Origin of the sequence: Staphylococcus coagulans, assembly GCF_002901995.1 — a bacterium.
GTDB lineage: Bacteria > Bacillota > Bacilli > Staphylococcales > Staphylococcaceae > Staphylococcus > Staphylococcus coagulans.
Genome location: NZ_PPQN01000032.1, coordinates 1,848 through 28,204, shown reverse-complemented (window position 1 = coordinate 28,204; position 26,357 = coordinate 1,848). Strand labels below are relative to the sequence as shown.

General features: G+C 36.3%; 39 protein-coding genes. All 39 read left to right on the top strand.

What is annotated here, in order from left to right; translation table 11 throughout:
- The first annotated feature begins 1 nt into the window (after window position 1).
- Window positions 2–199 carry a hypothetical protein gene (locus tag CD118_RS07645; RefSeq protein ID WP_100008577.1) on the top strand — a complete coding sequence of 66 codons (198 nt, stop codon included), beginning with the start codon at window positions 2–4 and terminating at the stop codon, window positions 197–199.
- Window positions 200–355: 156 nt separating this feature from the next.
- The gene (locus CD118_RS07640) at window positions 356–835 is read left to right on the top strand and encodes a DUF3310 domain-containing protein (RefSeq protein ID WP_103356508.1); all 480 of its coding nucleotides are present in this window, start codon (window positions 356–358) and stop codon (window positions 833–835) included.
- Window positions 832–1,509 carry an N-6 DNA methylase gene (locus tag CD118_RS07635; protein WP_103356507.1) on the top strand — a complete coding sequence of 226 codons (678 nt, stop codon included), beginning with the start codon at window positions 832–834 and terminating at the stop codon, window positions 1,507–1,509. Before CD118_RS07640 ends, CD118_RS07635 begins: the two co-directional genes overlap by 4 nt.
- Window positions 1,490–1,690, top strand: a complete 201-nt coding sequence (locus CD118_RS07630; RefSeq protein WP_103356506.1) for a hypothetical protein — start codon at window positions 1,490–1,492, stop codon at window positions 1,688–1,690. The genes CD118_RS07635 and CD118_RS07630 overlap by 20 nt, the downstream gene beginning before the upstream one ends.
- On the top strand, window positions 1,687–2,046 hold the full coding sequence (locus CD118_RS07625; RefSeq protein WP_103356505.1) for a YopX family protein: 360 nt from the start codon (window positions 1,687–1,689) through the stop codon (window positions 2,044–2,046). The genes CD118_RS07630 and CD118_RS07625 overlap by 4 nt, the downstream gene beginning before the upstream one ends.
- Window positions 2,046–2,426: a hypothetical protein gene (locus CD118_RS12210; protein WP_240621917.1), complete on the top strand. Its 381-nt coding sequence runs from the start codon at window positions 2,046–2,048 to the stop codon at window positions 2,424–2,426. Before CD118_RS07625 ends, CD118_RS12210 begins: the two co-directional genes overlap by 1 nt.
- On the top strand, window positions 2,427–2,588 hold the full coding sequence (locus CD118_RS12005) for a hypothetical protein (protein ID WP_169925595.1): 162 nt from the start codon (window positions 2,427–2,429) through the stop codon (window positions 2,586–2,588).
- Window positions 2,589–2,602: 14 nt separating this feature from the next.
- The gene (locus tag CD118_RS07615; protein ID WP_096636697.1) at window positions 2,603–2,869 is read left to right on the top strand and encodes a DUF7446 family protein; all 267 of its coding nucleotides are present in this window, start codon (window positions 2,603–2,605) and stop codon (window positions 2,867–2,869) included.
- Window position 2,870: 1 nt separating this feature from the next.
- Window positions 2,871–3,026 carry a hypothetical protein gene (locus tag CD118_RS12000; RefSeq protein ID WP_015978034.1) on the top strand — a complete coding sequence of 52 codons (156 nt, stop codon included), beginning with the start codon at window positions 2,871–2,873 and terminating at the stop codon, window positions 3,024–3,026.
- On the top strand, window positions 3,019–3,555 hold the full coding sequence (locus CD118_RS07610; protein WP_103356503.1) for a dUTP diphosphatase: 537 nt from the start codon (window positions 3,019–3,021) through the stop codon (window positions 3,553–3,555). Before CD118_RS12000 ends, CD118_RS07610 begins: the two co-directional genes overlap by 8 nt.
- 36 nt (window positions 3,556–3,591) lie before the next feature.
- Window positions 3,592–3,834: a hypothetical protein gene (locus CD118_RS07605; protein ID WP_063282637.1), complete on the top strand. Its 243-nt coding sequence runs from the start codon at window positions 3,592–3,594 to the stop codon at window positions 3,832–3,834.
- On the top strand, window positions 3,831–4,019 hold the full coding sequence (locus tag CD118_RS07600) for a DUF1381 domain-containing protein (protein WP_037542749.1): 189 nt from the start codon (window positions 3,831–3,833) through the stop codon (window positions 4,017–4,019). Before CD118_RS07605 ends, CD118_RS07600 begins: the two co-directional genes overlap by 4 nt.
- Before the next feature lie 15 nt (window positions 4,020–4,034).
- Complete coding sequence (gene rinB / locus CD118_RS07595) at window positions 4,035–4,202, top strand: transcriptional activator RinB (protein WP_060830221.1); 168 nt, start codon at window positions 4,035–4,037, stop codon at window positions 4,200–4,202.
- Window positions 4,202–4,345 carry a hypothetical protein gene (locus CD118_RS11995; protein ID WP_154800885.1) on the top strand — a complete coding sequence of 48 codons (144 nt, stop codon included), beginning with the start codon at window positions 4,202–4,204 and terminating at the stop codon, window positions 4,343–4,345. The genes rinB and CD118_RS11995 overlap by 1 nt, the downstream gene beginning before the upstream one ends.
- Window positions 4,346–4,771, top strand: a complete 426-nt coding sequence (locus CD118_RS07590) for a sigma factor-like helix-turn-helix DNA-binding protein (protein WP_103356502.1) — start codon at window positions 4,346–4,348, stop codon at window positions 4,769–4,771.
- A gap of 284 nt (window positions 4,772–5,055) precedes the next feature.
- Complete coding sequence (locus CD118_RS07585; protein ID WP_096533879.1) at window positions 5,056–5,499, top strand: terminase small subunit; 444 nt, start codon at window positions 5,056–5,058, stop codon at window positions 5,497–5,499.
- Entirely contained in the window at window positions 5,486–6,760 is a 1,275-nt protein-coding gene (locus CD118_RS07580) for a PBSX family phage terminase large subunit (RefSeq protein WP_037543597.1), read from the top strand. Before CD118_RS07585 ends, CD118_RS07580 begins: the two co-directional genes overlap by 14 nt.
- Before the next feature lie 11 nt (window positions 6,761–6,771).
- Complete coding sequence (locus tag CD118_RS07575; protein ID WP_103356501.1) at window positions 6,772–8,217, top strand: phage portal protein; 1,446 nt, start codon at window positions 6,772–6,774, stop codon at window positions 8,215–8,217.
- A complete protein-coding gene (locus tag CD118_RS07570; RefSeq protein WP_103356500.1) occupies window positions 8,210–9,562 on the top strand; it encodes a minor capsid protein in 1,353 nt (450 codons plus the stop codon). Before CD118_RS07575 ends, CD118_RS07570 begins: the two co-directional genes overlap by 8 nt.
- Window positions 9,559–9,753, top strand: coding sequence for an LSm family protein (locus CD118_RS07565; RefSeq protein ID WP_103356499.1), 195 nt, complete (start codon window positions 9,559–9,561; stop codon window positions 9,751–9,753). The genes CD118_RS07570 and CD118_RS07565 overlap by 4 nt, the downstream gene beginning before the upstream one ends.
- 152 nt (window positions 9,754–9,905) lie before the next feature.
- The gene (locus CD118_RS07560; RefSeq protein ID WP_041614791.1) at window positions 9,906–10,514 is read left to right on the top strand and encodes a DUF4355 domain-containing protein; all 609 of its coding nucleotides are present in this window, start codon (window positions 9,906–9,908) and stop codon (window positions 10,512–10,514) included.
- Window positions 10,515–10,532: 18 nt separating this feature from the next.
- On the top strand, window positions 10,533–11,444 hold the full coding sequence (locus CD118_RS07555; RefSeq protein ID WP_063282643.1) for a hypothetical protein: 912 nt from the start codon (window positions 10,533–10,535) through the stop codon (window positions 11,442–11,444).
- 88 nt (window positions 11,445–11,532) lie between these two features.
- Complete coding sequence (locus CD118_RS07550) at window positions 11,533–11,982, top strand: Ig-like domain-containing protein (RefSeq protein WP_063282644.1); 450 nt, start codon at window positions 11,533–11,535, stop codon at window positions 11,980–11,982.
- 11 nt (window positions 11,983–11,993) lie between these two features.
- On the top strand, window positions 11,994–12,326 hold the full coding sequence (locus CD118_RS07545; RefSeq protein WP_015728833.1) for a phage head-tail connector protein: 333 nt from the start codon (window positions 11,994–11,996) through the stop codon (window positions 12,324–12,326).
- 301 nt (window positions 12,327–12,627) lie between these two features.
- Window positions 12,628–12,978, top strand: a complete 351-nt coding sequence (locus CD118_RS07535; RefSeq protein ID WP_015728834.1) for an HK97-gp10 family putative phage morphogenesis protein — start codon at window positions 12,628–12,630, stop codon at window positions 12,976–12,978.
- Window positions 12,979–12,989: 11 nt separating this feature from the next.
- Window positions 12,990–13,385: a hypothetical protein gene (locus CD118_RS07530; protein ID WP_096533870.1), complete on the top strand. Its 396-nt coding sequence runs from the start codon at window positions 12,990–12,992 to the stop codon at window positions 13,383–13,385.
- A 17-nt stretch (window positions 13,386–13,402) separates the two neighbouring features.
- Window positions 13,403–14,056 (top strand): phage major tail protein, TP901-1 family, encoded by a 654-nt coding sequence (locus CD118_RS07525; RefSeq protein ID WP_103356498.1) that lies wholly within the window; start codon window positions 13,403–13,405, stop codon window positions 14,054–14,056.
- A 58-nt stretch (window positions 14,057–14,114) separates the two neighbouring features.
- Window positions 14,115–14,498, top strand: coding sequence for a tail assembly chaperone (locus CD118_RS07520; protein ID WP_099997386.1), 384 nt, complete (start codon window positions 14,115–14,117; stop codon window positions 14,496–14,498).
- 26 nt (window positions 14,499–14,524) lie between these two features.
- Window positions 14,525–14,875 (top strand): hypothetical protein, encoded by a 351-nt coding sequence (locus tag CD118_RS07515; RefSeq protein ID WP_103356497.1) that lies wholly within the window; start codon window positions 14,525–14,527, stop codon window positions 14,873–14,875.
- 16 nt (window positions 14,876–14,891) lie between these two features.
- On the top strand, window positions 14,892–18,011 hold the full coding sequence (locus CD118_RS07510) for a phage tail protein (protein WP_103356496.1): 3,120 nt from the start codon (window positions 14,892–14,894) through the stop codon (window positions 18,009–18,011).
- A gap of 12 nt (window positions 18,012–18,023) precedes the next feature.
- On the top strand, window positions 18,024–18,956 hold the full coding sequence (locus tag CD118_RS07505; RefSeq protein WP_015728840.1) for a phage tail family protein: 933 nt from the start codon (window positions 18,024–18,026) through the stop codon (window positions 18,954–18,956).
- A 12-nt stretch (window positions 18,957–18,968) separates the two neighbouring features.
- Window positions 18,969–20,366 (top strand): tail tube TT1 domain-containing protein, encoded by a 1,398-nt coding sequence (locus CD118_RS07500; protein ID WP_065354076.1) that lies wholly within the window; start codon window positions 18,969–18,971, stop codon window positions 20,364–20,366.
- Window positions 20,367–20,369: 3 nt separating this feature from the next.
- Complete coding sequence (locus tag CD118_RS07495; protein WP_100004261.1) at window positions 20,370–21,062, top strand: hypothetical protein; 693 nt, start codon at window positions 20,370–20,372, stop codon at window positions 21,060–21,062.
- Window positions 21,063–21,073: 11 nt separating this feature from the next.
- The gene (locus CD118_RS07490; protein WP_103356495.1) at window positions 21,074–22,117 is read left to right on the top strand and encodes an SGNH/GDSL hydrolase family protein; all 1,044 of its coding nucleotides are present in this window, start codon (window positions 21,074–21,076) and stop codon (window positions 22,115–22,117) included.
- Window positions 22,118–22,133: 16 nt separating this feature from the next.
- On the top strand, window positions 22,134–23,405 hold the full coding sequence (locus tag CD118_RS07485) for a phage baseplate upper protein (protein ID WP_103356494.1): 1,272 nt from the start codon (window positions 22,134–22,136) through the stop codon (window positions 23,403–23,405).
- Window positions 23,406–23,437: 32 nt separating this feature from the next.
- Window positions 23,438–23,812, top strand: a complete 375-nt coding sequence (locus CD118_RS07480) for a hypothetical protein (protein ID WP_015728845.1) — start codon at window positions 23,438–23,440, stop codon at window positions 23,810–23,812.
- Window positions 23,813–23,934: 122 nt separating this feature from the next.
- Window positions 23,935–25,824, top strand: coding sequence for a glucosaminidase domain-containing protein (locus CD118_RS07475; RefSeq protein WP_103356493.1), 1,890 nt, complete (start codon window positions 23,935–23,937; stop codon window positions 25,822–25,824).
- 17 nt (window positions 25,825–25,841) lie between these two features.
- Entirely contained in the window at window positions 25,842–26,096 is a 255-nt protein-coding gene (locus CD118_RS07470; RefSeq protein ID WP_015728847.1) for a phage holin, read from the top strand.
- Between the two features lie 12 nt (window positions 26,097–26,108).
- Window positions 26,109–26,357 (top strand): CHAP domain-containing protein (locus tag CD118_RS07465; protein ID WP_142380863.1); only part of this gene is annotated, 249 nt, incomplete at its 3' end.

Here is a 26,357-nt window from a genome sequence, read left to right as displayed (position 1 = left end):
CATGAATCGTATTTTTGGAAAGAAAGGTCAAAAACATACTGAAACGACTGTCGACTATTACGACGAATTAAAATCAAAAAGTGCTTATCGTCGTTATCGTATCGAGAGAGTCGACCGAAGTCATTTAGAAAAGTACCCGCAACACGTTGAGCCGAGCGACTTTTATCTATATCTAAAAAGCAAGGTGACATGGTCGTGAAAATTAGAAATATAGACAGACGTATCATACTAACTGATGAGCAAGTACAACAGATGCATAAAAACAACGTAGAACGCAGACACGTATATAACAGAGTAATCAATTTAGGATGGTCAGTCGATAAGGCTGTCAGTACGCCGGTGGGAGGAAAACGACATGGAAATTAAAGATTTGAAAATTGGTGATAAAGTACAGATTGTTCGTGGAGTACAACGCGTGCGTGATGAAGATGACGAAAAATGGGTTTATGAACCGTGTTTTGAAAATGGAGAGGTTATCGATGTGTATGAAAAAGGTAGCAAAGCGCAAGTTGATTTTAAAAATGGTACCTGCACTGTTATAAATGCAAACACAGAATGGTACAAAGTGCCTAGCAACACAAAAATTGCGACACATTCAGAGGTAAAGAGACCTCATCACTATATGTTTGAAAATGGTACTGAAGCCATCAAGGTTATAAACATGATTGTAAAAAGATACAAACAATCGATTGTTTCAGCACAAATTTATAACGCGATCAAATACATCATTAGAGCACCTTTTAAAAATGGAGTTAAAGATTTAAAAAAGGCGAAAGAAAGCATAAACTTCGCTATCAAATTTTGGGACGACAAAGAAATGGAGTATAAAAAATGAACGTTACGAATGAGATCAACAAAATATTAAACACAAAAGATAGTTATCAAGCGCCCAAAATACTAATGGACATCTTGTGTGGTGATAGAGATGAACGAGACAAAGTGTTTAAACAATTTCTAGAATTATTCAAATATGACGTTACATTCGATTGGTTCCATGAGTACTTTCAAGACGAACATGCAGATCGAAAAAAGAAAAAGCAAGACTTCACACCTAAGTCAATTTCAAAGTTACTTTCATCATTCGTTAGTAGCGAAGATGGTACGTATTACGAACCTGCGGCAGGAACTGGAGGTATCTTAATTCAAAAATGGGATGACGACAGAATGAAACACTCACCTCTTGAATATATGCCGTCATTTTACTTCTATACTGCTGAAGAATTAAGTGATAGAACAATACCATTCTTATTATTTAACATGCTAATAAGAGGTATGAACGGGCTTGTGGTACAGTGTGATGTTTTAACGCGTGAAGCTTATGGTGCGTGGTTTATACAAAATGATGATAATGATCACTTCCATTTTTCATCACTGAATAAATTGCCGCCAAACGAAATGATTGAACGTGAGCTAAATGTGACTTTTGTAGAAGATAATTATCCGCACATTATGCAGACAACGAAGTGGCCTGAGTGGCTAGGTGATGCGAATGAGTACATCCCGTCGTGATTTAAGCAATGTTAAACGTGCGAAATATAAATACAACACAGCAGGTAAATCACCGACAGAATTACAACGAGAATTAAGAAAACGTGGTGTAAAAGGGTTTGTGGTTAATGTCAGCCACAACCGCGTGACCATGTTAGTTGATAGACGTGATGTAAAACGAAATAAGGAGTGTATGAGATGATACCCAAATTTAGAGCATGGGATAAAAGAAGGAATGAAATGTATAGCCCTGATGAACTAACCATTCAAATTAACGGGTCGGAAATTCTAGTAGCATTAGCAAGCTCCTTACATCAAATATTTAATTATGAACTTATGCAGTCGACAGGATTGACTGACAAGCATACTGTCGAGGTGTACCAAGGTGATATTGTGTGGGACGACATGGATGAAGAATATGGTGTAGTTCGAATTGAAGAAGCTAAAACAATTATTGAGTGGGATATCTATGTGGAAGATTTATTCGAGAAAATAGAACTTTTAGAGGTTGTTGGGAATATTTACGAAAACAAAAAATTGTTAAAGGAGGAACGATGATGATTAAAATCTATAAAAATGAGAATGACGAATTGGAATGTCACGTAAATTATGCAGGATATGACTTTAAATTTCAATGTATTAAAAATGGTTTTGGCGCTACTTTTGAGGGGAGCAATTCAACAGAGTATCGAGAATTCGAAAGTTATATCGATGAAGATGGTGAAATATTGGATAATTTACAAGATGTAATGTACCACATTGCTTCTGTATGCAACTGGAGAGAAAGCTTTGGGGAGGAACGAGACGATCTAAAACGCAAATTAGACGATGTAGTTGATTTGTTCAACGCTCACTTACACCACAAAAAAGTATGGTCGGACAATCCTTATTACGACAGAGTGCAACAGAGATTAAATAAAATTATGGAGGACAAGTAAATGTTTGAAATCATGTCAGAACGTGACGCATTGCTAGAAGAAAAGAATCAAAACGATGATTGGTGGCATGAACTTGATTTTTGGCTAAACAAACGTAAATCAGAAAGCAAGCAGATAGACATCGATAGAGTGCTTAATTTTATTGAGGACTTAAAAAGATAAAAGGAGAGAATGAAATGAAAATTGAAAACATAAAATTAGTAGTGGCATGCATATCGAAAGACATTTACATGGCAAAGATCAATAAAGATTCAATGATGGATATTGATAACAGACGTGTAGCCACTGAAGAAGTATTACGCGCAGCAGCAGAGTGGTTTATAGCGAATCGAAAAACCTTGTGTAAATTTAACGGATATGGAACATTAGCGTGGATACCGGATAACGGACATACAACAGAGGAAATTAAAGCGCATTTAAATAAATTACAGGAGGACGAGTGAAATGGAGATAAGCCTAGCAGAAACTAGAGAACTTTTAACGATAGCAAAGAGAGTTACACCAGTATTAACACGAGAAGAGTTTGAAATGGTTGGCTTAATTTATTTAGGCGCGCTTGAAAGATTAGAAAATAATATGGAGGACACAAACAATGATTAATACACTACAAATCAAACTATTATCAGAGAACGCGACAATGCCAAAACGTGAGCACGATACTGATGCAGGATTCGACATCTATGCAGCCGAAACAGTGGTGTTGGAACCGCAAGAGAAAGCGTTAATTGCTACTGACATCGCAGTAAACATTCCAAAAGGATATGTGGGGTTATTAACTAGCCGTAGTAGTGTGAGTAGTAAAACGCATTTAGTGATTGAGACGGGAAAGATTGACGCAGGATATCAAGGTCATATGCAGATTAATATTAAGAATGATTATGTCTATGAAGACCCATATGATGATTTATTCGACCATGCAGACAGATTATACAGCGGAGTTTATGGTGTAGATGGGAGAATAATTGATGATGATTTATATAAAGATTTCCCAGTATATCAAATTAACAAAGGTGACCGACTAGCACAGCTAGTTATTGTGCCTATCATTACACCAGAGCTAGAACAAGTGGAGGAATTTACAAGTGAGTCAGCAAGAGGAGAAAAAGGGTTCGGGTCAAGCGGATTCTAAAGATATATTAACCAAAATAAAAGAGGTGCTAAAGAAATGAATGACGTGGTTGTTTTACTGATAGCAGGGATAGGATTGGTTGTATTAAGCTATTTTGCCGATAAATATATTTTCGGCAATTATGAACGCAGCATTGTATACAAATTAATGATTTTTATCATTTTAATATTGCTCGCAAGTTTTTTTGCTGCAAAAGATATGTTAGCAGTTTTAATAGTAATGCTATTTTTAATACTAATTGAAAAATTAGAAATAATAGTGAGGGCTTTAAAAGAATGACACAATACCTAATTACAACATTCACAGATAGCACAGGTCAAACTTTCACAGAAGCAACTAAAGCCAGAGAGAATCAGTCTTTTGAGGTTGTGGAAGCAGAAAGTAAAGAGGAAGCGATTAAGAAGTATGAGAGCCCTAAAGTTAAACAGCAAGTTATTGCATGCAATATGCCGGATTGGGCTTAATAAGGAGGAAACAGAATGATTAAACGAACAATCAACTTATTAATCACATTGGCGTTATATGAGTTAGGTACGTACCTAACGGAACAAGCAACCATCATACTAACAGCTAACGATGACGTAGACGCATTTAATGAATATGATCATATCGATTTAAACGATATACGTGCGGAGGTGAGTGGGTAATGGTGTGGTTGGTTATTATGCTTATCTTTGTATCGCTCTTACTCGTTGGTAGCATGATCGAGAACGCTAATTTGAAAGGTGATTTGAAAGCTAAAGGGTATGAGGTTGAATTGTTGCGTGACAGAATCAAGGAGCGTGAGTAAATGATTGAATTGATTGAGATGTATAGAACTAATAAATTAGAAATAGAAAGTTTAAAACTTAGAAAAGACATTTGTAACGATGAAATCGAGAACTGGGGAGCAGTCAGCGTCAACGATAAGGCTAGATTGGGTAAAAAGCACGACTTTTTATCACGTATCAAGCAAACAGATAATGTGGTCGATGAAATCAACGTGATCAATGAGAGGTTGCAAACTTTAAAAACAAGACAGAAAAAGATTCTTGATGTTATTGATAAATTTGAGGGATTAGAACACAAGATACTGAAATTAAGGTTTATTAAAGGGTATAAGTTAGCAGACATTGCTGAGTCTCTAGGATACTCTGAACAGTATATTAAAAACAAACATTCTGAGCTGATGAAAAGAATAGAGTTTAAAACGTCACATAAAAGTAAGGTACTTTAACGTTATTTACGATATTGACGAATTACATTATATTAATAGTGTGCAGAAATGTACGACGATGATTCTTTCGGTTTTGTTGATTCCCATACTCCTTTATTGATATTAAAAGAACGTTAAGGCGCCTGAGAGGCGTCTTTTGTGTGCTGATATGAGCTACATTGAATGTGGTTGATATGAGTGTACAACTCAAATAAAACATCAAAACAAAATCATTAGGCGCTGCACATTGTGTGGCGTCTTTTTAATACTATTATGCAATTAGCGCGAGAGTGGTGATATATGAGATGAAGTTAAGCATAAAACAACAAAGATTTGCAGATGAATACATTAAAAGTGGTAACGCAACGCAAGCGTATATCAAGGCGGGCTATTCTAAAAACAAAGCAAATACTAACGCGACGAAGTTACTACAAAATACTACAATAAAGCAGTACGTTAAAGAGCGTATCGAGCAGGCTCAAGTAGAAAGCCTAATGAGTATAACGGAAGCTTTAGCATTATCCGCATCAATTGCGCGAGGAGAACCACAGACAGCTTATACGAAGCGATATGACCATCTAAGTGGTGAAGTAGATAGAGAAGTGACTTACACTATCACGCCTAATGTAGAAGAGCGACAGCGGTCAATAGACCATATCTTAAAAGTACATGGTGCGTATATTGATAAAAAAGAGATCACACAAAAGAATATCGAAATAAACATTGGTGATTACGATGACGAAAGTTAGTTTGAACTTTAAGCAGCCGTCAAAAGTGTTCAACAAAAATATATTCGAAATACTGTTCAATTACGATTACTTTACTGAAGTCCATTATGGTGGCGGTTCAAGTGGTAAATCACATGGCGTTATTCAAAAAGTTGTACTGAAAGCTTTGAAAGACTGGGAATATCCAAGACGTATTTTGTGGCTGAGAAAAGTGCAGTCGACAATCAAAGACAGTTTGTTTGAAGATGTGAAAGAATGTTTAATCAATTATGGTATCTGGGACATGTGCCTATGGAATAAGACAGATAACAAAGTCGAACTTCCAAATGGCGCAGTTTTTTTGTTTAAGGGATTAGATAATCCAGAAAAAATCAAATCGATAAAAGGAGTGTCAGATATAGTTATGGAAGAAGCATCTGAGTTTACGTTAAATGATTACACACAGCTGACTTTACGTTTGAGAGAGCGTAAACACAAACTGAAACAAATCTTTTTAATGTTCAACCCTGTGTCTAAGTTGAATTGGGTATACAAATATTTTTTTGAACATGGTAAACCGATGAAAGGCGTATTGATTAGACAATCGAGTTACAAAGACAATAAGTTTTTAGACGATATGACACGTGAAAATTTAGAGATGCTAGCAACACGGAATCCGGCATATTACAAAATATATGCGTTAGGCGAATTCGCAACACTTGATAAGTTGGTGTTCCCTAAGTATGAAAAGCGAATAATTAGCGATAAAGAAGTAGGTCATTTACCTTCGTATTTCGGTTTAGACTTTGGATATGTCAATGATCCTAGTGCTTTTATTCACGTGAAAATAGACAGCGATAACAAAAAGCTTTATGTCATGTCGGAATATGTTAAAAAAGGGATGCTAAATAACGAGATTGCACAAGTTATCAATGACTTAGGTTACTCGAAAGAAAAAATAACGGCTGATTCGGCTGAACAAAAAAGCATTATGGAAATCAAAGCAAACGGTATAGATAGAATTGTGCCAGCGATGAAAGGGAAAGACAGCGTCATGGCAGGTATTCAATTTATTAGTCAATTTGACATTGTTATCGACGAACGTTGTTATAAAACAATTGAGGAATTTGACAATTATACTTGGAAAAAAGACAAAAATACGGATGAATATTACAACGAACCTGTTGACACTTATAATCACTGCATTGATGCATTAAGATACGCAGTTGAAGCATTAACCATACAGAAAAAGCATCAGAAAAAAGACAAAAATACATTACGTAAGATTAAAAGCTTATTTTAAGGAGGCTAACAATGACTGTATATACAATCAATAACATTAATACAAAGTTTTCACCTCTTGCTAACGATGACTTTGTTGTCAGCGATTTAGCGGAATTATTAAAAGAGGAAAGCCTCAGAAACTTCATCAGCAGACATCAAGTTGAACAAGTGCCACGTTTAGAGATGCTAGAAGCTTATTACTTGAATAGAAATACTGACATTCTAGCTGGTGAACGTCGATTGCAAAAATATGGGGACAAGGCTGACCACAGAGCAGTACATAATTACGCGAAGTACGTGTCACGTTTTATCGTTGGTTATCTCACAGGAAACCCTATAACAATTACACATCAGGACAATCAAACGAACGACAAAATCATTGAGCTGAACGATTTGAATGACGCTGATGAGGTTAACAGTGATTTAGCGTTGAATTTGTCTATTTATGGACGCGCTTATGAGATTGTATATCGTGATTTTGAAGATAAAGACACATTCAAAGTGTTAGATCCTAAAAGCACTTTTGTAGTATATGACCAAACGTTAGATAAAAAAGTCGTTGCAGGCGTGAGGTACTTTGAAAAGCAAGATAAGGACAAAGTACCAGTTCAGCATGTCGAAGTATATACGACAGATAAAATTTACTATATTGAAATTAAAGGTGGCACATATCATCGTGTAGAAGAAGTAGAACATTACTACAATGATGTGCCAATCATCGAATATCTAAATGACCAGTTTAAACAAGGTGACTTTGAGAATGTTATTACTTTAATTGATTTGTACGATAGTGCGCAGTCTGATACAGCTAACTACATGACTGATTTAAACGATGCTATGCTTGCCATTATCGGTAATGTAGATTTAGACGGAGAAGATGCAAAAGCGTTTAGAGACGCGAATATGATTCATTTACAGCCCGGTACAAACGCGAATGGCTCAGAAGGTAAGGCAGAAGTTAAGTATGTTTATAAGCAGTATGATGTTGCTGGCGTTGAAGCGTATAAGAAGCGATTGCAAAACGACATTCACAAGTATACAAATACGCCTGATTTGAATGACGAACAGTTTAGTGGTGTTCAATCCGGAGAAGCTATGAAATACAAGCTATTCGGTCTTGAACAAGTCAGAGCGATTAAAGAGCGATTGTTTAAAAAAGGATTGATGAAGCGGTATAAGTTGTTATTGAACAATGTTAATTTGACGGGATTAAAGCAACATAATTACGCAGATCTAACAATTACGTTTACGCCTAACTTACCAAAGTCTATGATGGAATCTATCAATGCGTTTAACGCGCTTAGTGGTGGTGTATCTGAAAGCACACGTTTGAGTTTGTTAGACTTTATTGATAATCCTAAAGAGGAACTCGAAAAAATGCACGAAGAAGAAGTACAACGAGAAAAGCAGGCTGATAAGCGTGGTTACGGTGAAGCTTTTGAAAATCATGCGAATGTAGATGATTCTAATGTCTGATTCACTCGATTACTGGTTAGAGCGTGCGCAAAATACTATAAACAGTGAATTGATAGAAGATGCAAAGGCAGCGGCTGAATTACAACGTATAGTCACATTGATGTATGCTGAGATTGCAAAGGAACTACTTGCATTTTACGCTAAATACGCGACCGCTGAAGGTCTTACGATTGCCGAAGCTAAGAAGATCGTTGATGAATTTGATGTCGTCGCTTTTCAGAACAAAGCTAAAGTGTTGGTTAAAAACAAGGACTTTAGCAAAGAAGCAAATAAGCAACTTAAAAAGTACAATACTAAGATGTATGTATCGCGCGAGAAGTTGTTAAAGCAGAATCTTGATTTGTTAGTGACCGAAGCAAGTATCAAAGTAGAAAACCACATAGAAAAGTCGTTGGTTAAAGCTATTGATAGAGAAGTAGAGCGACAATCAGGCATTTTAGGTACTGACATCAATGTTACTGACAAGAAGATTAAGGCAGTTGTTAATGGTAACTTCAAAGGTGTTACATGGTCAGAACGCTTGTGGGACGATATGGATCTAGTGCGCAAGGAAGTCGAACGAGTTGCAACAAATGTTGTTAACAGAGGTCGACACCCGAACGAATACGTTGCTGACTTCAAAAAGAAAACAGGTGCTACAACACATGATGCTAAACGTTTACTTGTTACTGAATCAGCACGTGTGCAAACGGAAGCACAAAAGCTGTCATACCTTGAAACGCTCGGCGAAGATGGTGAATATGAATTTGTTGCGAAACGTGATGAAAAGACATCTAAAGTGTGTCGTCATCATGATAAGAAAGTATACAAAGTCAAGGACATGACACCAGGTGTTAACGCTCCTCCTATGCATCCACATTGTCGAAGCACGACGATACCACGTTTGGGCAATTGGCGTGACGACTTTTTTAAAAAACGTAAAGGTAAGTATAAGTTAGACGAAGAGGAAACGACACAACTTTTAGCTAAAAAAGAAATGACGGATGCCATTGATAGTGGTAAAATAAAAGTTGAATTGAACGTTGAAAAGCAGAATCGACACCAATTAGGTCATCAATTGTATGAAGATTATAAGAAAAAGAATTTACAAAAAGGTAAGGCAATACCAAGTTATACGCTATTAGATAACAGTGAATTAAATTCATTAATACATCAAAAAGCGGGTAAAGGTAGTTTAATCGCGGATGACTTTGGGAACTGGAAAAATAAAGAAATTATTGATTTTGGTAAGATTATCGGTAAAGATTATATTGACGGTGAATTTATAGAAACAAAACGAGGAACGGTACACTACTCGAAAACTGGAAGTCATATAATACCGAACGGAAAGGGTGAAAAGCGATGAAACTATGGACATATGTAGGAAAAAAAGTAAAGATAGAGTTAACTAACGGAAAAATATTCATCGGGAGAGCCGCTGGTTACGATGATGAAATGGATAATGAAAGTGGAGAAGATTCTATACATTTAGATAGTGGCAAACTATTATATGATTTTGATGAAAGCCAAATTAAATCAATTGAAATTTTAGATTAAGCACCTAACCGATAATAATGGTTGAGGTGCTATTTTTATACGCATTTTTAAGCTACTGTGCTGCAGTGGCTTTTTTTATTGCCCAAAACGTGCTCACGGCGTTAAAAGGTGCATGGATAGCAGTCGACAGACTTAAAATGGAGGTATATCTCATGAAAGAAAATAAACTTAAGTTTAATTTACAGTTCTTTTCGGAAGAGGAAGCGGACGACGAAGGTGCTAACAAAAATACTGAAAATGAAGAACAGAACAAAAAAGATGAAGTAACTTTCACAGCCGAGCAACAAAAGAAAGTCGATGAAATCATTGAACGTCGTGTGGCTCAAGAGAAGAAAAAAGCAGATGAGTATGCGAAAGAAAAGGCCGAAGAAGCTGCTAAATTAGCAAAAATGAACAAGGATCAAAAGGCCGAATATGAACGCGAAAAGCTAGAAGCAGAATTGAATCAATTGCGTGCTGAAAAGGCTATGAATGAGATGCGTTCAGAAGCCCGTGTGATGTTCAAAGACAAGGATATCGACGTGAGTGATGAGTTGTTAGACATTGTTGTGTCTGATAGCGCTGAAACGACAAAAAACAACGTTGACAACCTTACAAAGATTCTTGATGAAATGGTTCAAAAGAAAGTGCAAGAAACATTACGACAAAATTCGCCTAAATCTTTCAGTAAGTCAGGATTGAGTCGGGATGAAATTCTTGCGATTAAAGACGATAGCGAACGACAAAGTGCTATCGCACAAAACATGCATTTATTCAACTAAAAATGGAGGTAAATATTTATGCCAGTAGAAAACAATTTAATTAATGTGGAAGCATTAGGAAAGGCGAAGTCTATCGATTTTGCTAATAAGTTAGGTGTGGGATTAACCAAATTATTTGAAGCTTTAGCGATTCAAAACAAAATCCCTATGAACGTCGGCTCAGCGCTTAAACAATATCGATTCAAAGTAGAAGATTCTGAAAAACCAAACGGAGATGTAGCAGAAGGTGACGTAATTCCGTTAACAAAAGTGACGCGTGAACAAGTTGATATTACTGAATTACAGTTTGCTAAATATCGTAAATCGACATCGGCAGAAGCAATTCAAGCGCACGGTTATGATTTAGCTATTAATCAAACTGACAACGAGATGATTAAGTATGTTCAGAAAAAATTCCGTGCTAAATTTTTCGGAACGCTAAAATCAGCAATTGAAAATGAAAAACGTACAAACAAAGCAAAGTTAAGCGCTAAAAACTTACAAGGTGCTTTATCTAAAGGACGTGCAAACTTGTCTGTGTTATTAGACGACGAGATTACACCTATCGCTTTCGTAAATCCAAATGATACTGCTGAGTATTTAGCAAACGGCTTTATTAACTCAACAGGTGCGCAATTCGGTGTGAACCTCTTAACACCTTATGTAGGCGTTAAGATTGTAGAGTTTGCAGACGTGCCACAAGGCGAAGTGTGGATGACAGTGGCTGAAAACTTAAACGTGGCATATGCTAATCCACGCGGTGAGTTAGCACGTGCATTTGCTTTTGCAACTGATGCGACTGGTTTTGTTGGTGTGTTACATGACATTCAACCACAACGTTTAACATCAGACACTATTTATGCGTCGGCTATTTCAATGTTCCCAGAAAACATCGACGCGGTTATTAAAGTGTCTATCAAAGCGGACGACGCGGTAAATTTACCCTCGTAAACCCCAAAACGTGGAAGTGACGCCTAATTCTAGGTCGATTAACATTTCTGCGGAATAGGGGCAATCGGAATAATTGGAGGTATCTAAAATGGTTAAAAAATTAAAATTATACACAAATGGCGAAGTTATTGATTCTAAAGAAGGTGAAGGACGTTTAACTGTGAGTGTTTCTGGTTTGGATCCTGCTACAACTTACCCAGAAGGGATTTATCAAGTTGCTTTTGAGGAAAATGGTAAAGAATCAGAAAAAGTTGATGTACCTGAATTTACTACAAACTCAATCTTAATCACGAGCATTAGCTTTGTGCCTGAAAGTAAAACTATTACCAATGGTACAAATGAACAATTAGAACCTAATATATCGCCATCCACAGCAACTGATAAATCGTTAAGTTATGCATCTAATGCACCTGAAACCGTATCTGTTGATGAAAACACAGGAGTGATTAATGCATTACAAACTGGTGAAGCGGTAATTACAGCGACGACAAAAGATGGTAGTAATAAAACAGCACAAATCACTATTACAGTTGAATAGTGGTGATTAAGATGAGTTACTTAGACGACGTTAAAAGTCGTATAGGATTGAATGATAGCGAGCAAGATAAACAGCTAAATTCTATCATCGACAATGTTGCTGCTGAATTGTTATCGAGATTGCCGGTAGACACAATTAGCATTCCTGACAGGTTACGATTTATAGTCGTTGAAGTTTCAACAAAACGGTACAATCGTATCGGTGCAGAAGGTATGTCTACAGATTCGCAAGACGGTCGTAGTAATAGTTTTGAGCGTAATGATTTTGAAGAATATCAAGGTATTATTGATGCTTTGTATCCTAAGCTTGATTCAAGTGAGCGAGGGAGCGTGAATTTCTATTGAGGTATTCAGAACGAGTCGACCTTGTCGTTGAAGAGCGAAGTAAATATAATCCTTTGACCAAAAAGAAAGAAGCCACTCACAAAACATATACAAAAATACCGTGTAATGTTAATAGATTGTCGAGAGAGCGTACTCAGCTCGAATTTGGCGAAATGGCTAAAGATGTATCGGTAGTGCGTTTGCCTAAACAATTAAAATTCGAACCAACACACGTCTTGTTAAAAGGCAGAAAATACAAAGTCATGGATATCCGTGTGTACGATCATAGCACTTCACTTTTTATAAGCGAGGTGCTTTTTTAATGCAATCTAGAGGGTTTAAGGGTTTAATGAGTCACCTAGAAGAAATGTACGATGACATAGATGATGATGTTGATGAGATTCTAAAAAACAATGCTATTGAAGGTATTGGAATTGCAGTATCTAATGCTAAAAAAGTGATGAATAAGGGTTATTGGACTGGTAATCTAGCTAGGTCAATAGAAGTAAAAAAAGTGGGAGAACTACACTATCGTGTTATTTCTACCGCCCATTACAGCGGCTTCCTTGAATTTGGTACACGATACATGGAAGCGGCACCATTTATGTTTCCAACTTATCAAACATTGAAAAAATCAACGCTTGAAGATTTAAGACGGTTGTTGAATGGTTAGCGAGGTGTTACATGTTAAAATCCACAGCGCAACAAGCTTTGTTTGACTATATTTATTCTGCTTTAGAGGGATACGGATTTGATGTTATTGATTTTAAAGAATTGAACACTCAAATCTCATATCCCTTTTTTGTTGTTAGAAATGTAGATATAAACAAAACTAAGTACAATATGGATAATTTCGGCGGTGAATTAACCGCCACAATTGACTTTTGGACTTATGCAGACGATAGAGGACGACATGACAGTATTGTGTATTCGGTCGATACTGAGTTCTCTAATATCGATAGCGTAGAAGGTTATCAACTAATGATTGATGACATGGATATTAAGACATTAAATGATGTAGAAAATAGCGATAGGCAACTACTACACACAGTGTTTATCGCTACCTACAAGTTATTTTAACAAGGAGGTCATAATGTATGGCTAAAAAAGACAGTAAAGATAGATTGTTTTTATTTAGAATCGCCGGTCAAAAAGTAGACGCTAAAAAGATGATGTTTTTAACTGAGTATAGCGTGTCACTTGAAGCGGATTCTGAAAATGAAGATACGATGGACGATTCTTACTCAACTGGTGGATCACTTGAAAATACCATTTCGGCCACAGCTAAAATGGACTATCGTGATAGTTTTGCTGATGAAGTTGAGGATGCTGTGCGTGACGGTATCATTTATGAAGCGTGGGAAATTGAAAGCAAAGTGGAAGGTAAGGGCGTAAACGCCGGTAAGTTCAAAGCGAAATATTATCAAGGTAAATTCAAGAAATTTGAATCTAAAGGCGAAGTAAAAGGCGTTGATGAGTACGAAACAGAATTTAATGTTTTCGGTAAATACCAACGCGGATTTGCGACAATCCCTGAAACGATTAAAACGAAACTTGAACTCGCAGGATATCGATTCCACAACACAACTAAAGACGACGCTGCAACAGAAGTTACTCAAAACATTCCACAACCTACAGTCGATACTGAGGACATGGAAGATTCAAGAGATGACATGGTGTCAGGCGTCGCTAAACCATCGAATGTGCAAGCAGTACCCAACGCAAAATCAGTTAGTATTTCAGCAGAATAATCAACGGGCTAAATCGCCCGTTTTTTTATTAATTTTTTAAACTATGGAGGCTATTTAAATGATTACAGTAAAAAATGGAAAGCACGGATTAGAATTGAAGTTTGGATTAGGTCAATTAACTGCAATTGACAAATCGTTAGGCTTGAATGTTGAAAAAATCAATTTAGGCGAAGGACTATCAATGTTAATTCCTAAGTTAGAAAAAGGAAATATTATCGCTTTAGCAAAAGTTGTCAACGCTGCTACTTCAGGACAAAAAGGACGTCCGAAAACAGACGAAGAGCTTGAAGAAGTATTAATCAATGCGCGTGATGAATATGGTTCGTTCAAGAAGTTCGGTCAAGCTATTATTGACTTTTTGGGGGAGCGACCATTGACCCAAGACCTAGTACAGGATCACTTGAAAGACGAGGAAGCGGAGACAGTGACAGAAGAACAATAACATACAGCAGAATTGTAATCGCGTGCATGTCAGATTTGAAAATGACCAGTTTAAAAGAAATCAATGAAATGACTTTGACTGAGTTTAACTATCGCATGTATGCATTACGATTTGATGTTTTGAAAGAAGAATATGAGCGTTACAAGTTAGCGTTTGCGATACGTGATGCAGCTGCAACAAAGAATGAAGGGACCGAAAAGGAACCGAAAGAAGTATACAGGTTCAAAAGTCCAAATGACATATTGGATTATGAGGTTAATTACAATCGATTGCTTGATGGTAAAGAGATTGTGTTTACAGATGAACTTGAAGAAGTGGAACCTGAAAATAACAATTTCTTCAAAGCCATAGCAGAGATTAACAACAGTATTAAATAGCGAGGAGGTGCAATGATTGTCTAACAAAGATTATACTGTTTCAGCGGATTTAAAAGCGAATACAGGTAAGTTTAAAAAAGCTATCAAAACGGCTATTCAAACGTTACAACGGTATGAAAAAACAATAGCTAGGATTAAAGATGTTGAATTGAAAGCTGATGACAAGCTAATTAAAGAAAAAGTTAAACAAGCGGAATTAGCTTTGGAAAGAATTGACGGCAAAAAAGCAAATGCCACAATAGACGCAAGCACAAAAATAGCTGAAACTAAACTAAAAAATTATGAAAAAGCCTTACAATTTTTAGATAATAAATCAGTTAAAACAGCTATCGATTTACAAGATAGACTTTTTGTATCCAAATTCAATAAAACAAAAGCTGAAATCAACAAATTAGACGGTAAAACAGTCAATACAGAATTAGAAGTTAAAAACAGTGTTGCTAATAACAAGATTAGACTATTTAAAGCATTGCTACGAAGCATACCGAATCGAAGAAAAGTTCGAGTCGATGTAGATGGAAAAGGTTCAAAAAATCCTTTTTCTAAAATGTTAGATTACCTCAACAAACAAAGTGATGAATTCGTAGCGCATATGGATCGTATCGCTAAATCAATCCGAACATTTGGAACTATTGGCGCTAATATGATTCAAGGCACGTTGCTGTCATCATTTAGTGCGTTGATTCCAATAATCGCAAGTTTAGTGCCTGCGATTATGGCGGTAGGTAATGCTTTAGCTGTCATCGGTGGCGGTGCTATCGGTTTAGCGGGTTCTTTTGCTATTGCAGGGGCTGGCGTAGTTGGATTTGGTGCGATGGCTACATCAGCTATTAAAATGCTAGAAGCCGGCACATTGCAAGCAAGTGCTGCAACTTATGCATACAAGCGTAGTCTTAAAGGTGTAACAAGCGAGTGGCAGAAAATCATTAGATTGAATGCTGATTCGATTTTTGGTGCTTTATCATCAGCTTTGAATGGTGTACAAACCACTTTAAAAAACTTAACTCCATTTTTAAAAGGTGTTTCAGAAGCTGTAAATTCTAGCGCGCAAAGTTTTAAGAAATGGGTGACATCATCTAGTACAGCTAAAAAAGCTTTTGAATCTATGAATACGTCAGGTGTTAAAGTCTTTTCAAGTTTATTGAGTGCAGCAGGCCGTTTTGGTGATGGGTTCGTTAATATACTAACGCAATTTACGCCACTTTTTGAGTTTGTAGCAAACGGATTGAATAACATGGGTGCATCATTCCAAAAATGGGCAAACAAAGTCTCAACTCAAAATGGTATTCAAAAATTTATCGATTATGTGAAAGTGAATTTACCGATTATAGGTAAAATTTTCGGTGATACATTTTTAGGTATCTTTAATCTATTCAAAGCTTTCGGCTCAAATTCGCAAACTATCTTTGAAGCGTTAGCACAAATGGCTAGTAAGTTCCGTGCATGGTCGGAGCAAGTTGCTCAGTCAGATGGATTTAAAAAGTTTATCGACTATGTTCAACAAAATGGCCCGACAATCATGAGCTTGATTGGCAACATCATAATGGTGTTGGTTAATTTTGGTACAGCGATGGCACCTATTGCGAGCGTTGTACTGAATGTTGTCAATGCAATTGCCGGTTTTGTTGCAAAATTATTCGAGACGCATCCAATCGTTGCTCAAATCATTGGTTTAGCAATTACATTTGGTGGTGTCTTAATGACTTGGTATCCTGTTTTATCGGGCATTGTTTCGTATTTAGCTCCTTTAATATCAAAATTAGGGTTCTTAAGAGGCGTATTGCCATTATTAGGTAAAGCGTTTTCTTTATTAAGCGGTCCTATTGGTTTAGTAGCAAGGTTATTACCGTTGCTTGGTGCTGCAATCGGGTTTTTAACTTCTCCAATCGGATTAGTTATCGGTGCAATTATCGCATTAATTGCGATTTTCGTTATTTTGTGGAACAAAAACGAGGCCTTTAGAAATTTCATCATCAATTTATGGAATTCAATTAAAGATTTCTTTATAAATCTGTGGACAACTTTAGCAACGATAGCATCTGTTTTATGGCAATTATTACTTACAACAATCGTGAATATTGTTATAAGTATACAAACGTGGTTAACGACAACATGGCAAAATATACTAACGTTTTTATCAACTTTATGGAATACGTTAATCGTGATTGCAACAACGATTTGGAATTTGCTTGTGACTGTTATTGTAACTGTTATCACTACGATACTAACTATTCAACAAACGGTATGGAATGCGATTTTAAGCTTTTTACAAACGATATGGAACACCGTTGTTTCGGTAGCAACAACTGTTTGGAACACATTAGTAACTGTTATCACAACTGTTTTAAATGCTATAAATTCATTTGTAACAACAATTTGGAATGCTATATACAGTTTCTTCGCTTCAATTTTAAGTAGAATCTCATCTACTGTAAGTCAAAAATTTAGTGAAGTTTATAGATGGATTTCAACAAAAATTCAACAAGCGTATAGCATTTTAAGCTCTATTTTATCGAACATGTGGTCGGTCGTATCAAGTAAATTCAGTCAAATTGTGTCTACTGTAATTTCAAAAATGGTAGAATTTTACAATGCCATTAAACAAAAAGTACAGGATTCGCTTAATGCGGTAGTCAATTTTGTTGGTGAATTTATGGACGCTGGTAGGAATCTCATAATGGGATTAGTTAACGGAGTGAAAAATGCAGCAGGTGCCTTAATTGACGCGGTAACTGGCGCAGTTAGTGGTGCTATTGATAAAGCGAAATCTTTATTAGGTATCAAATCGCCTTCACGTGTCTTTAAGCAGATTGGTGTGTACACAATGCAAGGTTTAGGAATTGGTGTTGATCAAGAGGGACAAAATGCGGTTGGTAGCGTTGTCGACGTCGCTAGACAATTAACGAAAGCGTTTAATCCAGTTTTAAGTTTGCCTAGCATATCTGATGCTACAAGTGGTTTAAATGGATTATCAGGATTAAGTGCAAACCTCACAACACAAATCCAACACACACATTCGTTTGAAACTAGCCCTAGAATGAAAACGGTAAGAATTGAAATGAGATTAGACAATGATGCAATTTACGGCATTGTTAACGATAAACAGGCAGAAAAACATTCAATCTTTGAAATGTAGGAGGTATCATAAATGGACATTAAAATCACGAAACTAGATGGTACTTCCTACCATTTAGAAGATTATAAAATGATTGTTAAAGACGTAATTGTAGAAAGTATAGAAATGAAAGATGATTATCAAGATTACGAAGGCATGCACGGCAGGCATCTTGTAAGTAGTTTGTATCATTCACGTAAAATACATGTACCCGTGTTCTTTGTGGCTGATGACAATCTAGATTACGCAATACAACGTAATTTGCTGTATGAGCTAGTACAAGATGAAAAGCCGTTTTATATTCAAGAATTGCGTAGACACGACAAAGTAAACTATAAATTTAAAAACACTTTGGCAACTGATTATCAACAAGTAGATGATCATGGTATACCTATTTTTGACGATGATAATCTTCAAGTGAACGCTAAAAGGTATCTCGTTAAACTGTCTAATGTGTTGACACCAGAACAAAAAAACAACATCGGTAATGTATCACTAGAATTTGTTACGACACATTTGCCGTTTGCTGAATCAGTTGAAACAAGTTTAGATTTGCACAAGCAACTAATCAATGGCTTTTGGGCGTCTGATGATGACATCGATTTTGATGACACTGCAAAACAAACGTATATTTTTAATAATGTTAAAGCGGGTCAAGTTTACTATCACGGTACAGTCCCTAACAAGCAATTTAACATGTACAAAAAGGTCAGAATAACAATAGGTAAAGCGACAAACGATTTTCAGTGGTCACTTTCAGGAAGTGACTTAATGCGTGTGAGTGGCGTTGAATTTAAGTCTGGTGATGTTTTAGAATATGACGGTTTAAGAATCACTAAAAACGGTCGCTCGGTTGTTAATGAATCTAATATTGCGTTACCGGTCTTCTTGCCTGGCTTTAACGAATTTAGATTTAACCAAAATGTAAAAAAAGCCGAATTTGATATGCGATTTTATAGTAAGTAGGTAGATAAAGAGATGATTAAATTACGTAATATATTAGGCGAAGCATATTTTCTGCAAGTACCAACAGAACTCACAGAGCGTATAAGTGGTGAAAGTCAGTTGACATTTAGCTTTTCAGAAAACGAAAGTAACAGAGAAATTGTAAATACGATTTCTAAAAAATGGCAAGTCACTAATGTTGGTGGTCAAAATGATGACAAAATCTATACGGTTGCTTTAGTTTCTAAAGAATCAAACTCATTAACAACAAGGGTAACTGTGCATTGCAAAGAAAAACAAATTGACGATTTAAAAGCAAAACGCATATACGACAATTTGACTGGTAGCTTTACCGCTGAACGTTTCTTTTCAACTGTTTTTAAAGGGACGGGATATAAATACAAATTAGATGCTAAAGTTAAAGCATTAAAATTTGAAAATGCGGGCGATGGTGACACTGTACTTGAGACCTTTCAAAAAGGTCTAGAACGCTATAATCTTGAATTTAAATATGTTCCAAAGACAAAAACATTTATCTTAACTAAAAAGGTCTTTCAAAAAGCAGACTATTTTATCGAAAACGGTACTAACGCTTTGAATTTTAAGTTAGAAGAAGATTCTTCTGAGTTTTATACTTACATTCGTGGTTATGGCAACTTTGATGATAATGTGAAATTTCAAGAAGCATCAATGCAACTTATCTACAAACATCCATTAGCCGATGATATAGGTATTTATGAAGCGCCCGCAATTATTGATGGCAGAATTAAAGATGAAGAGTTTTTACGTAACAAGATGATTAATACTGTTGATAACTCATTAAAAACATCTTTGACATTAGACTTTATCACATTACAAGAAGAATATGCTGAAGCGGTTCCTGTCGTGGGTGACCTCGTACCTGTTAAAGATGATATTATCGATGTTTTTGACTTTGTTAGGATTGTGGAAGTACAAACTAAACGAGATATTAACAATAAGATTTATGAGCAAAATGCGACGCTTGGTGATTATAAAAAGCAGGATAGGTACAATTCGAAAGTCAGCAATAGCGTTAGTCTTGCGAATAGCATCGGTGGAAGTTCTACAGACATTAGAGAAGCTAAAGACAAGATAAAAGGGTTTGTGTCAGCAGCTAACAATGTGTTGGACATGGGGAATGCGTTAAGAGCTGACTCGAAGGGTATAAAGTCGGTAAATAAGTTGTTGAATACTGTCTTTACACCTGACAAAGGCATAGCCATCAGTAACGACGGTGGTAAGACGTTTGTCACTGCACTTGATGGCGATGGGATAAATGTTGATGTTATACCGGTTGCGACGACAACAAAAAACGGTTTGATGTCGAAAGATGACAAAATAAAATTAGATAATTTGAATGGTGTAGGCTCGAGTAGACTTGGGTCTATTTTTTATAAGGAAGTGAAGTAATAAATGGCTGAAATTACTAAGGCTAGAACATTAACTTACGATGGTGAAGAGGTTTATGCTAGATCGCACATTGATGTTGTTGACGGTTTAGATAAATCAAAGTTATTAACTGACGAGCAAAAACAAAAACTAGAAAACTTTAATGCGGATGCAATTGATGTTGCAACGCCATCGAAAAATGGTTTGATGTCCGCACAAGACAAAACTAAACTGGACAGCTTAAAACAGTTCGACCCTGATACACTCACAAATGCGACTACTCAAAAAGCGGGCTTAATGTCCGCTGAAGATAAGCGTCGCCTTGATGAGTTGAAAACAAATTCAAACGCTTACGATAAAGGGTTATCAAATGCAACTGCATCCAGTTCAGTTATTGCAGCAAACATCAACAAATGGCCAAACGCAACTCAAACTGTAAATTTAAGTAAAAAAGTGAGCGAATGCCAAAATGGCATTGTGTTGGTATGGCGTTCTGACACTGAAGATGATAACTACCATTATCAATATGTACCTAAGTATCACGTGTCGGCTCATAGTACAACAAAAATTGTGCATCTAATCCCTACAAATTCCGCGAATGAATTTTGTACAAAAACAGTCATAGTAAAAGATAATGTCGTTACTGGTACGAATGACAACCATAATAGGACAACCAAAGCAAACAAAGTACGCTTACATGAAATTTTAGAATTTTAGGAGGTTTGGAAATGAAGTTAAAGTTATCTAATGTGTTTCGTGATTTTAAAAAAGATGTTGAAAGTAATTTTAAAGAAATTGATAAGTTACTAACTGAGTTACTCGACATTAAAAGCAAAACGAGTAATAAATATTTGGACAGTTTGATTGATACACTTTTTACTAAACGATATGATCAACTGCAAAAAGAAATCAGAGCAATTGTGTTGCCTGAAATGTCCCCTCTTGCAATTACAGAGGATTATGAAAAGAGTTTAAGTGATTTAAAAGGGGAGCGACATACATCACTCAAATCACGATTAGATGCAGATTTAAATCAAATTAAAAGTCAATCTCAAAAGACTGCTAATGATGATAGATTTATCGTGACTGAAAACGGTACAATCTTTGCTGATTTTGTTAAAAAGTCAAAGACAATCAAAAGTGTTAAAAAAATTGGGATTATTGGTGATTCTGTCGCAAAAGGTAGTAAATCAAATAAAAACTTTGGTAAATACCTGTCTGAAAAGTTAGGTGCTACTGTACAGAATGAAGCGGTAAGCGGTGCGACTATGTCAACAGTCAAGGCTAATTCCATTTATGAACAAGCTTCAAAAATCAGAAATAAGGATTTAGTTATCATTCAAGGTACTGATGACGATTGGTTATACAACGGCTCGTCAGGTGTTCAAATTGGAACAAGTAAAACAAATGAAAAAACGTTTTACGGTGCGTTTTGTAAAACAGTTGAATTGATTAAATCTAACAATCCTAAAGCTAAGATTCTTGTGATGACTGCAACGCGTCAATTGCCGGTTAATGGCACGACAATTAGACGTAAAGACACCGATAAGAATAGTCTAGGACTTGATTTAGAAGCATATGTAAATGCGCAAGTGCTTGCATGTTCAGAACTTAATGTACCCGTTTTTGATGCGTATCACACAGACTTGTTAGACCCTTACAATCCGGCATTTCGTGTTAAAAACATGGTTGATGGATTGCATCCTAATGAGTTTGGACACGAAGTGATTATGCATGAACTGTTAAAAAATTACTACTACTTTTACGGATAAGAAAGAAGGTTAAACAATGGCAAATCAAGATTTATTTTATGACATTACAAAACAAGGTACCTCACAAGAAAAGCAACAATATTTAGTTACGCGTGTTGGTGATGGTGGGCTTAAAACAGTAACGGTGACAGTGTGGTCAAATGGCACACCTTATAATCTACATGGACTTACACCTGTATTCGAGGGCGTTAAGCCAGATGGTGAAAAAATCATCGACACTCGCGGTGCTATCGTATTAGATCCTGTAAATGGTGTATTTAGATATACATTCCCACATCAAGCTAGTACAGCAGAGGGTGAATACAGACAAGCCTTTTTCAAATTAAAGCGTGGCGAGCAAACAGATTCGACACTTGAAGTCAAAATTACGGTACTTAAAAATATGGTTGAATTTGGGATTAATTCAGAATCATACTTTACCGAATACCAACAAAAAATTGCTGAATTAGAAGAAAAAATCAATACGTATTTAGAAGAATTGAAAACGAAGGCTGCAGGCACAGAAGCGCAAGTAGAAGCAAATGCCACTTTAGCAAAAGCGTTAAAACAGCAACTAGATTTGATACAATCCATCGCGAATGAGCGTGAATTACTGACAAAAGGTGAATTTAACGAGGCGCTCAATACTGTTAATAATAATGTTGATGCAATTAGTTCAAAAATCGATACTTTAAAACGAGAAACTACTGAAGAATTAGAGCGTATTAAAGATGAAGTGACTGGAGTTAAAACGGGTGTGCTTGATGATGTTGCTAATATTACAAAATCGGGTGTGTACTACTTTAATAGTACAACTCAAAACATACCGACACGTAATTCTAACAATGCGAACGGGTACATTGAAGCGGTTATGAAAGACGCGGATAACGGTATGATGACTATGCTCGGTGCAGGCTATTCTATCGAAAAATATAAAGGCAAATTGCATGGGCGTTGGGTATCGTCTGTACCGGTTAAGTTATGGTCAGGTAAGCTGACTAAAGGACAAACCGCAACATTGAACGGTAATTGTCATGATTTTGGAAAACTAATCATTGAAGTAGGCTACACAACTAATAGACATGCAGTTGAATGGGTTAACATTCCAAATAACGGCAGCACTATTTATATGAATCATATCGGTATGCAAAGTTCCGGCGACGGTTATAAAAACGGCCACCTTGATGAAGTTGTCATTCAAATCAAAGACGATACACATATCGTTTTACAAAAGACTTTAAAAGCAACGGGTGATGCTCAAGCGGTCGATTCAGACGCATATATTTCTGCTATCTACGGCATTTATTAAGATTGCTCGAAATCTATTAAGGCGGTGTTTGTTTGGATGAGATAAAGAAAATTAAACAAGAAATTGCTGATTTGACTGAACGTGTTGATAGTATAGAACAGACAGCAAACGAAGCGGCCTCACATGTTGTTAGTCTGCGAAAGGAATACAGGAATGGTCATCAAGAATTACAAGAATCACACAAAGAACTCAAAGACAAACAAGAAAAAGTTGTTAATGAAAACTTTGAACAAACTAAAATTTTGAATCGTATTGAAGAGCGCTATCAAACGCAAGTCGAAGTTGCTCAAAACAACGAAGGTAAGACGCTAGCTTTGAATAAGTGGCTCGTTGGTGCTATTTGGGCGTTGGTAACAATCGTTATGATTGTTGTTATTACAGCGTCTATCAATGCGTTAATCCCTTAAGGAGGTGTTTATATGAGTTGGGCTAATTGGCTAGCATGTTACTTATATGGACGCAAATGTAAATAATTTTTGTAAGTCGACACTTTATGTGTCGGCTTATTTTTTGAAAGTGAAGTGATGTCATGGCGCTGCCTAAAACGGGTAAACCAACGGCAAAACAGGTGGCTGATTGGGCGATAAGTTTAATTGGTAGTGGTGTTGATGTTGATGGTTATTACGGTCGCCAGTGTTGGGATTTACCGAACTATATTTTTAATCGTTATTGGGGTTTTAAGACACCAGGTAACGCGCGTGATATGGCGTGGTATCGCTATCCAGCGGGTTTTAAAATTTATAGAAAAACATCTAGCTTTATTCCTAAACCAGGTGACATAGCTATATGGACAGGTGGTAACTACAATTGGAATACTTGGGGTCACACGGGTATTGTTGTCGGCCCATCAACCAAAGACTATTTTTATAGTGTAGATCAAAACTGGAATAACGCTAACTCATACGTCGGTAGTCCTGCAGCAAAGATAAAGCATAGTTATTTTGGTGTAACTCATTTTGTTAGACCTGCATACAAATCGGAACCTAAGCCTACACCTATACCACCAGAAAATAAGCCTATACCGAAAGACCCTGAGCCGACAAAGAAACCCGAATCAAACAAACCAATATATAAAGTAGTGACAAAAATCTTGTTTACTACTGCGCGTATAGAGCTAGTAAAAGCAAATCGCTTTGTACACTACATCACCAAATCAGATAACCACAATAATAAACCTAATAAAATTGTTATCAAAAACGCAAACACAGCATTGTCTACAAATGACATTTACAAGTATCGAGAAGATTTAAATGAAGATGAAATTCCTCACTTTTTCGTCGATAGATTAAATGTGTGGGCGTGTAGACCTATTGAGGAAAGCGTACAAGGTTATAACAATGCAATAGTTTTATCCATTACAGAAGCGAGAACTGCAGTGAGTGATAATTTTAAGATGAACGAAATCGAATGCTTATCGTTAGCTAAGCTATTATTAGAGGCTAACGGTAAAAAGATGAACACAAGCTCTATTGTTATCGATAAAAGCTCTTGGAGAACGTTCAAATTGCACACTGGTAAAGATTCTTTGAAGTCTAGTGGTTTTACTTCTAAAGACTATCAAAAGGCTGTCAACGAGCTGATTAAGCTATTTAACGACAAAGATAAGTTATTGAACAATAAACCAAAAGACGTCGTAGAAAAAATAAGGATTAGAACAGTTGTTAAAGAAAATACAAAATTTGTGCCTAGTGAGTTAAAACCTAGCAATAACATTGAGGACAAGCAAGACAGTAAAATTGATAGAATCATTAGCAATTACAGCTTAAAACAAGCTTTAGATATTCAATTTAGACTTAATCCGAAGCCCCAAACTTCAAATGGTGTAACTTGGTATACAGCTAGTTTAAATCAAGCTAGGGAAGCGATGGACACTAACAAAATCTTTAACAACAACGTACAAGTTTATCAGTTTTTGAAGCTGAATCAATATCAAGGAATTTCAGTTGATAAGTTAAACAAGTTGCTTGTAGGTAAAGGGACTTTACAGAATCAAGGTCAAGCGTTTGCTGATGGTTGTAAAAAGTACGGCGTTAATGAAATCTATCTGATTGCACACGCATTTTTAGAAAGTGCTAATGGTACATCATTCTTTGCGAGTGGTAGAACCGGTGTATATAACTATTTCGGCATAGGTGCTTTTGACAACAATCCAAATAACGCAATGGAATTCGCACGCAGTCATGGATGGACATCACCTGCTAAAGCGATTATTGGTGGTGCCGAATTTGTTGGAAAAGGATATTTCGATGTAGGTCAAAATACTTTGTATCGTATGCGTTGGAATCCGAAGAAACCAGGTACACATCAATATGCGACCGATATTAGTTGGGCTAAAGTTCAAGCAAAAATGATTAGTACAATGTATAAAGAAATAGGATTAAAAGGCGAATATTTTATATATGATCAATACAAAAAATAATTTACGGAGGTATTCAAATGATTAACTGGAAAATCAGAATAAAGCAAAAAACTTTTTGGGTGGCGATATTATCAGCCATCTTTTTATTTGCACAAAGTATCGCTAAAGTTTTTGGATACGACATTCAAGTTTATACAGAACAACTGACAGATACGTTAAACAGTGTTTTAGGGATTCTAGTCTTAATGGGTGTTATTCAAGACCCGACAACACAAGGAGTTAGCGATAGTCATCAAGCACTTAATTATGAAGAACCGAGACAAAAATATTGAGAGGTGAAAGACATGAAAACATATAGCGAAGCAAGAAGTCGTTTACGATGGTACGTGGGAAGATATATTGATTTTGATGGTTACTGGGCATACCAGTGCATGGACTTAGCTGTTGACTACATTTACTGGTTGCTCGACATCAGAATGTGGGGTAATGCTAAAGATGCGATTAACAACGACTTTAAAAATATGGCTACAATCTATGAAAATACACCTTCATTCGTCCCACAAGTAGGCGATGTGGCGGTGTTTAGAAACGGG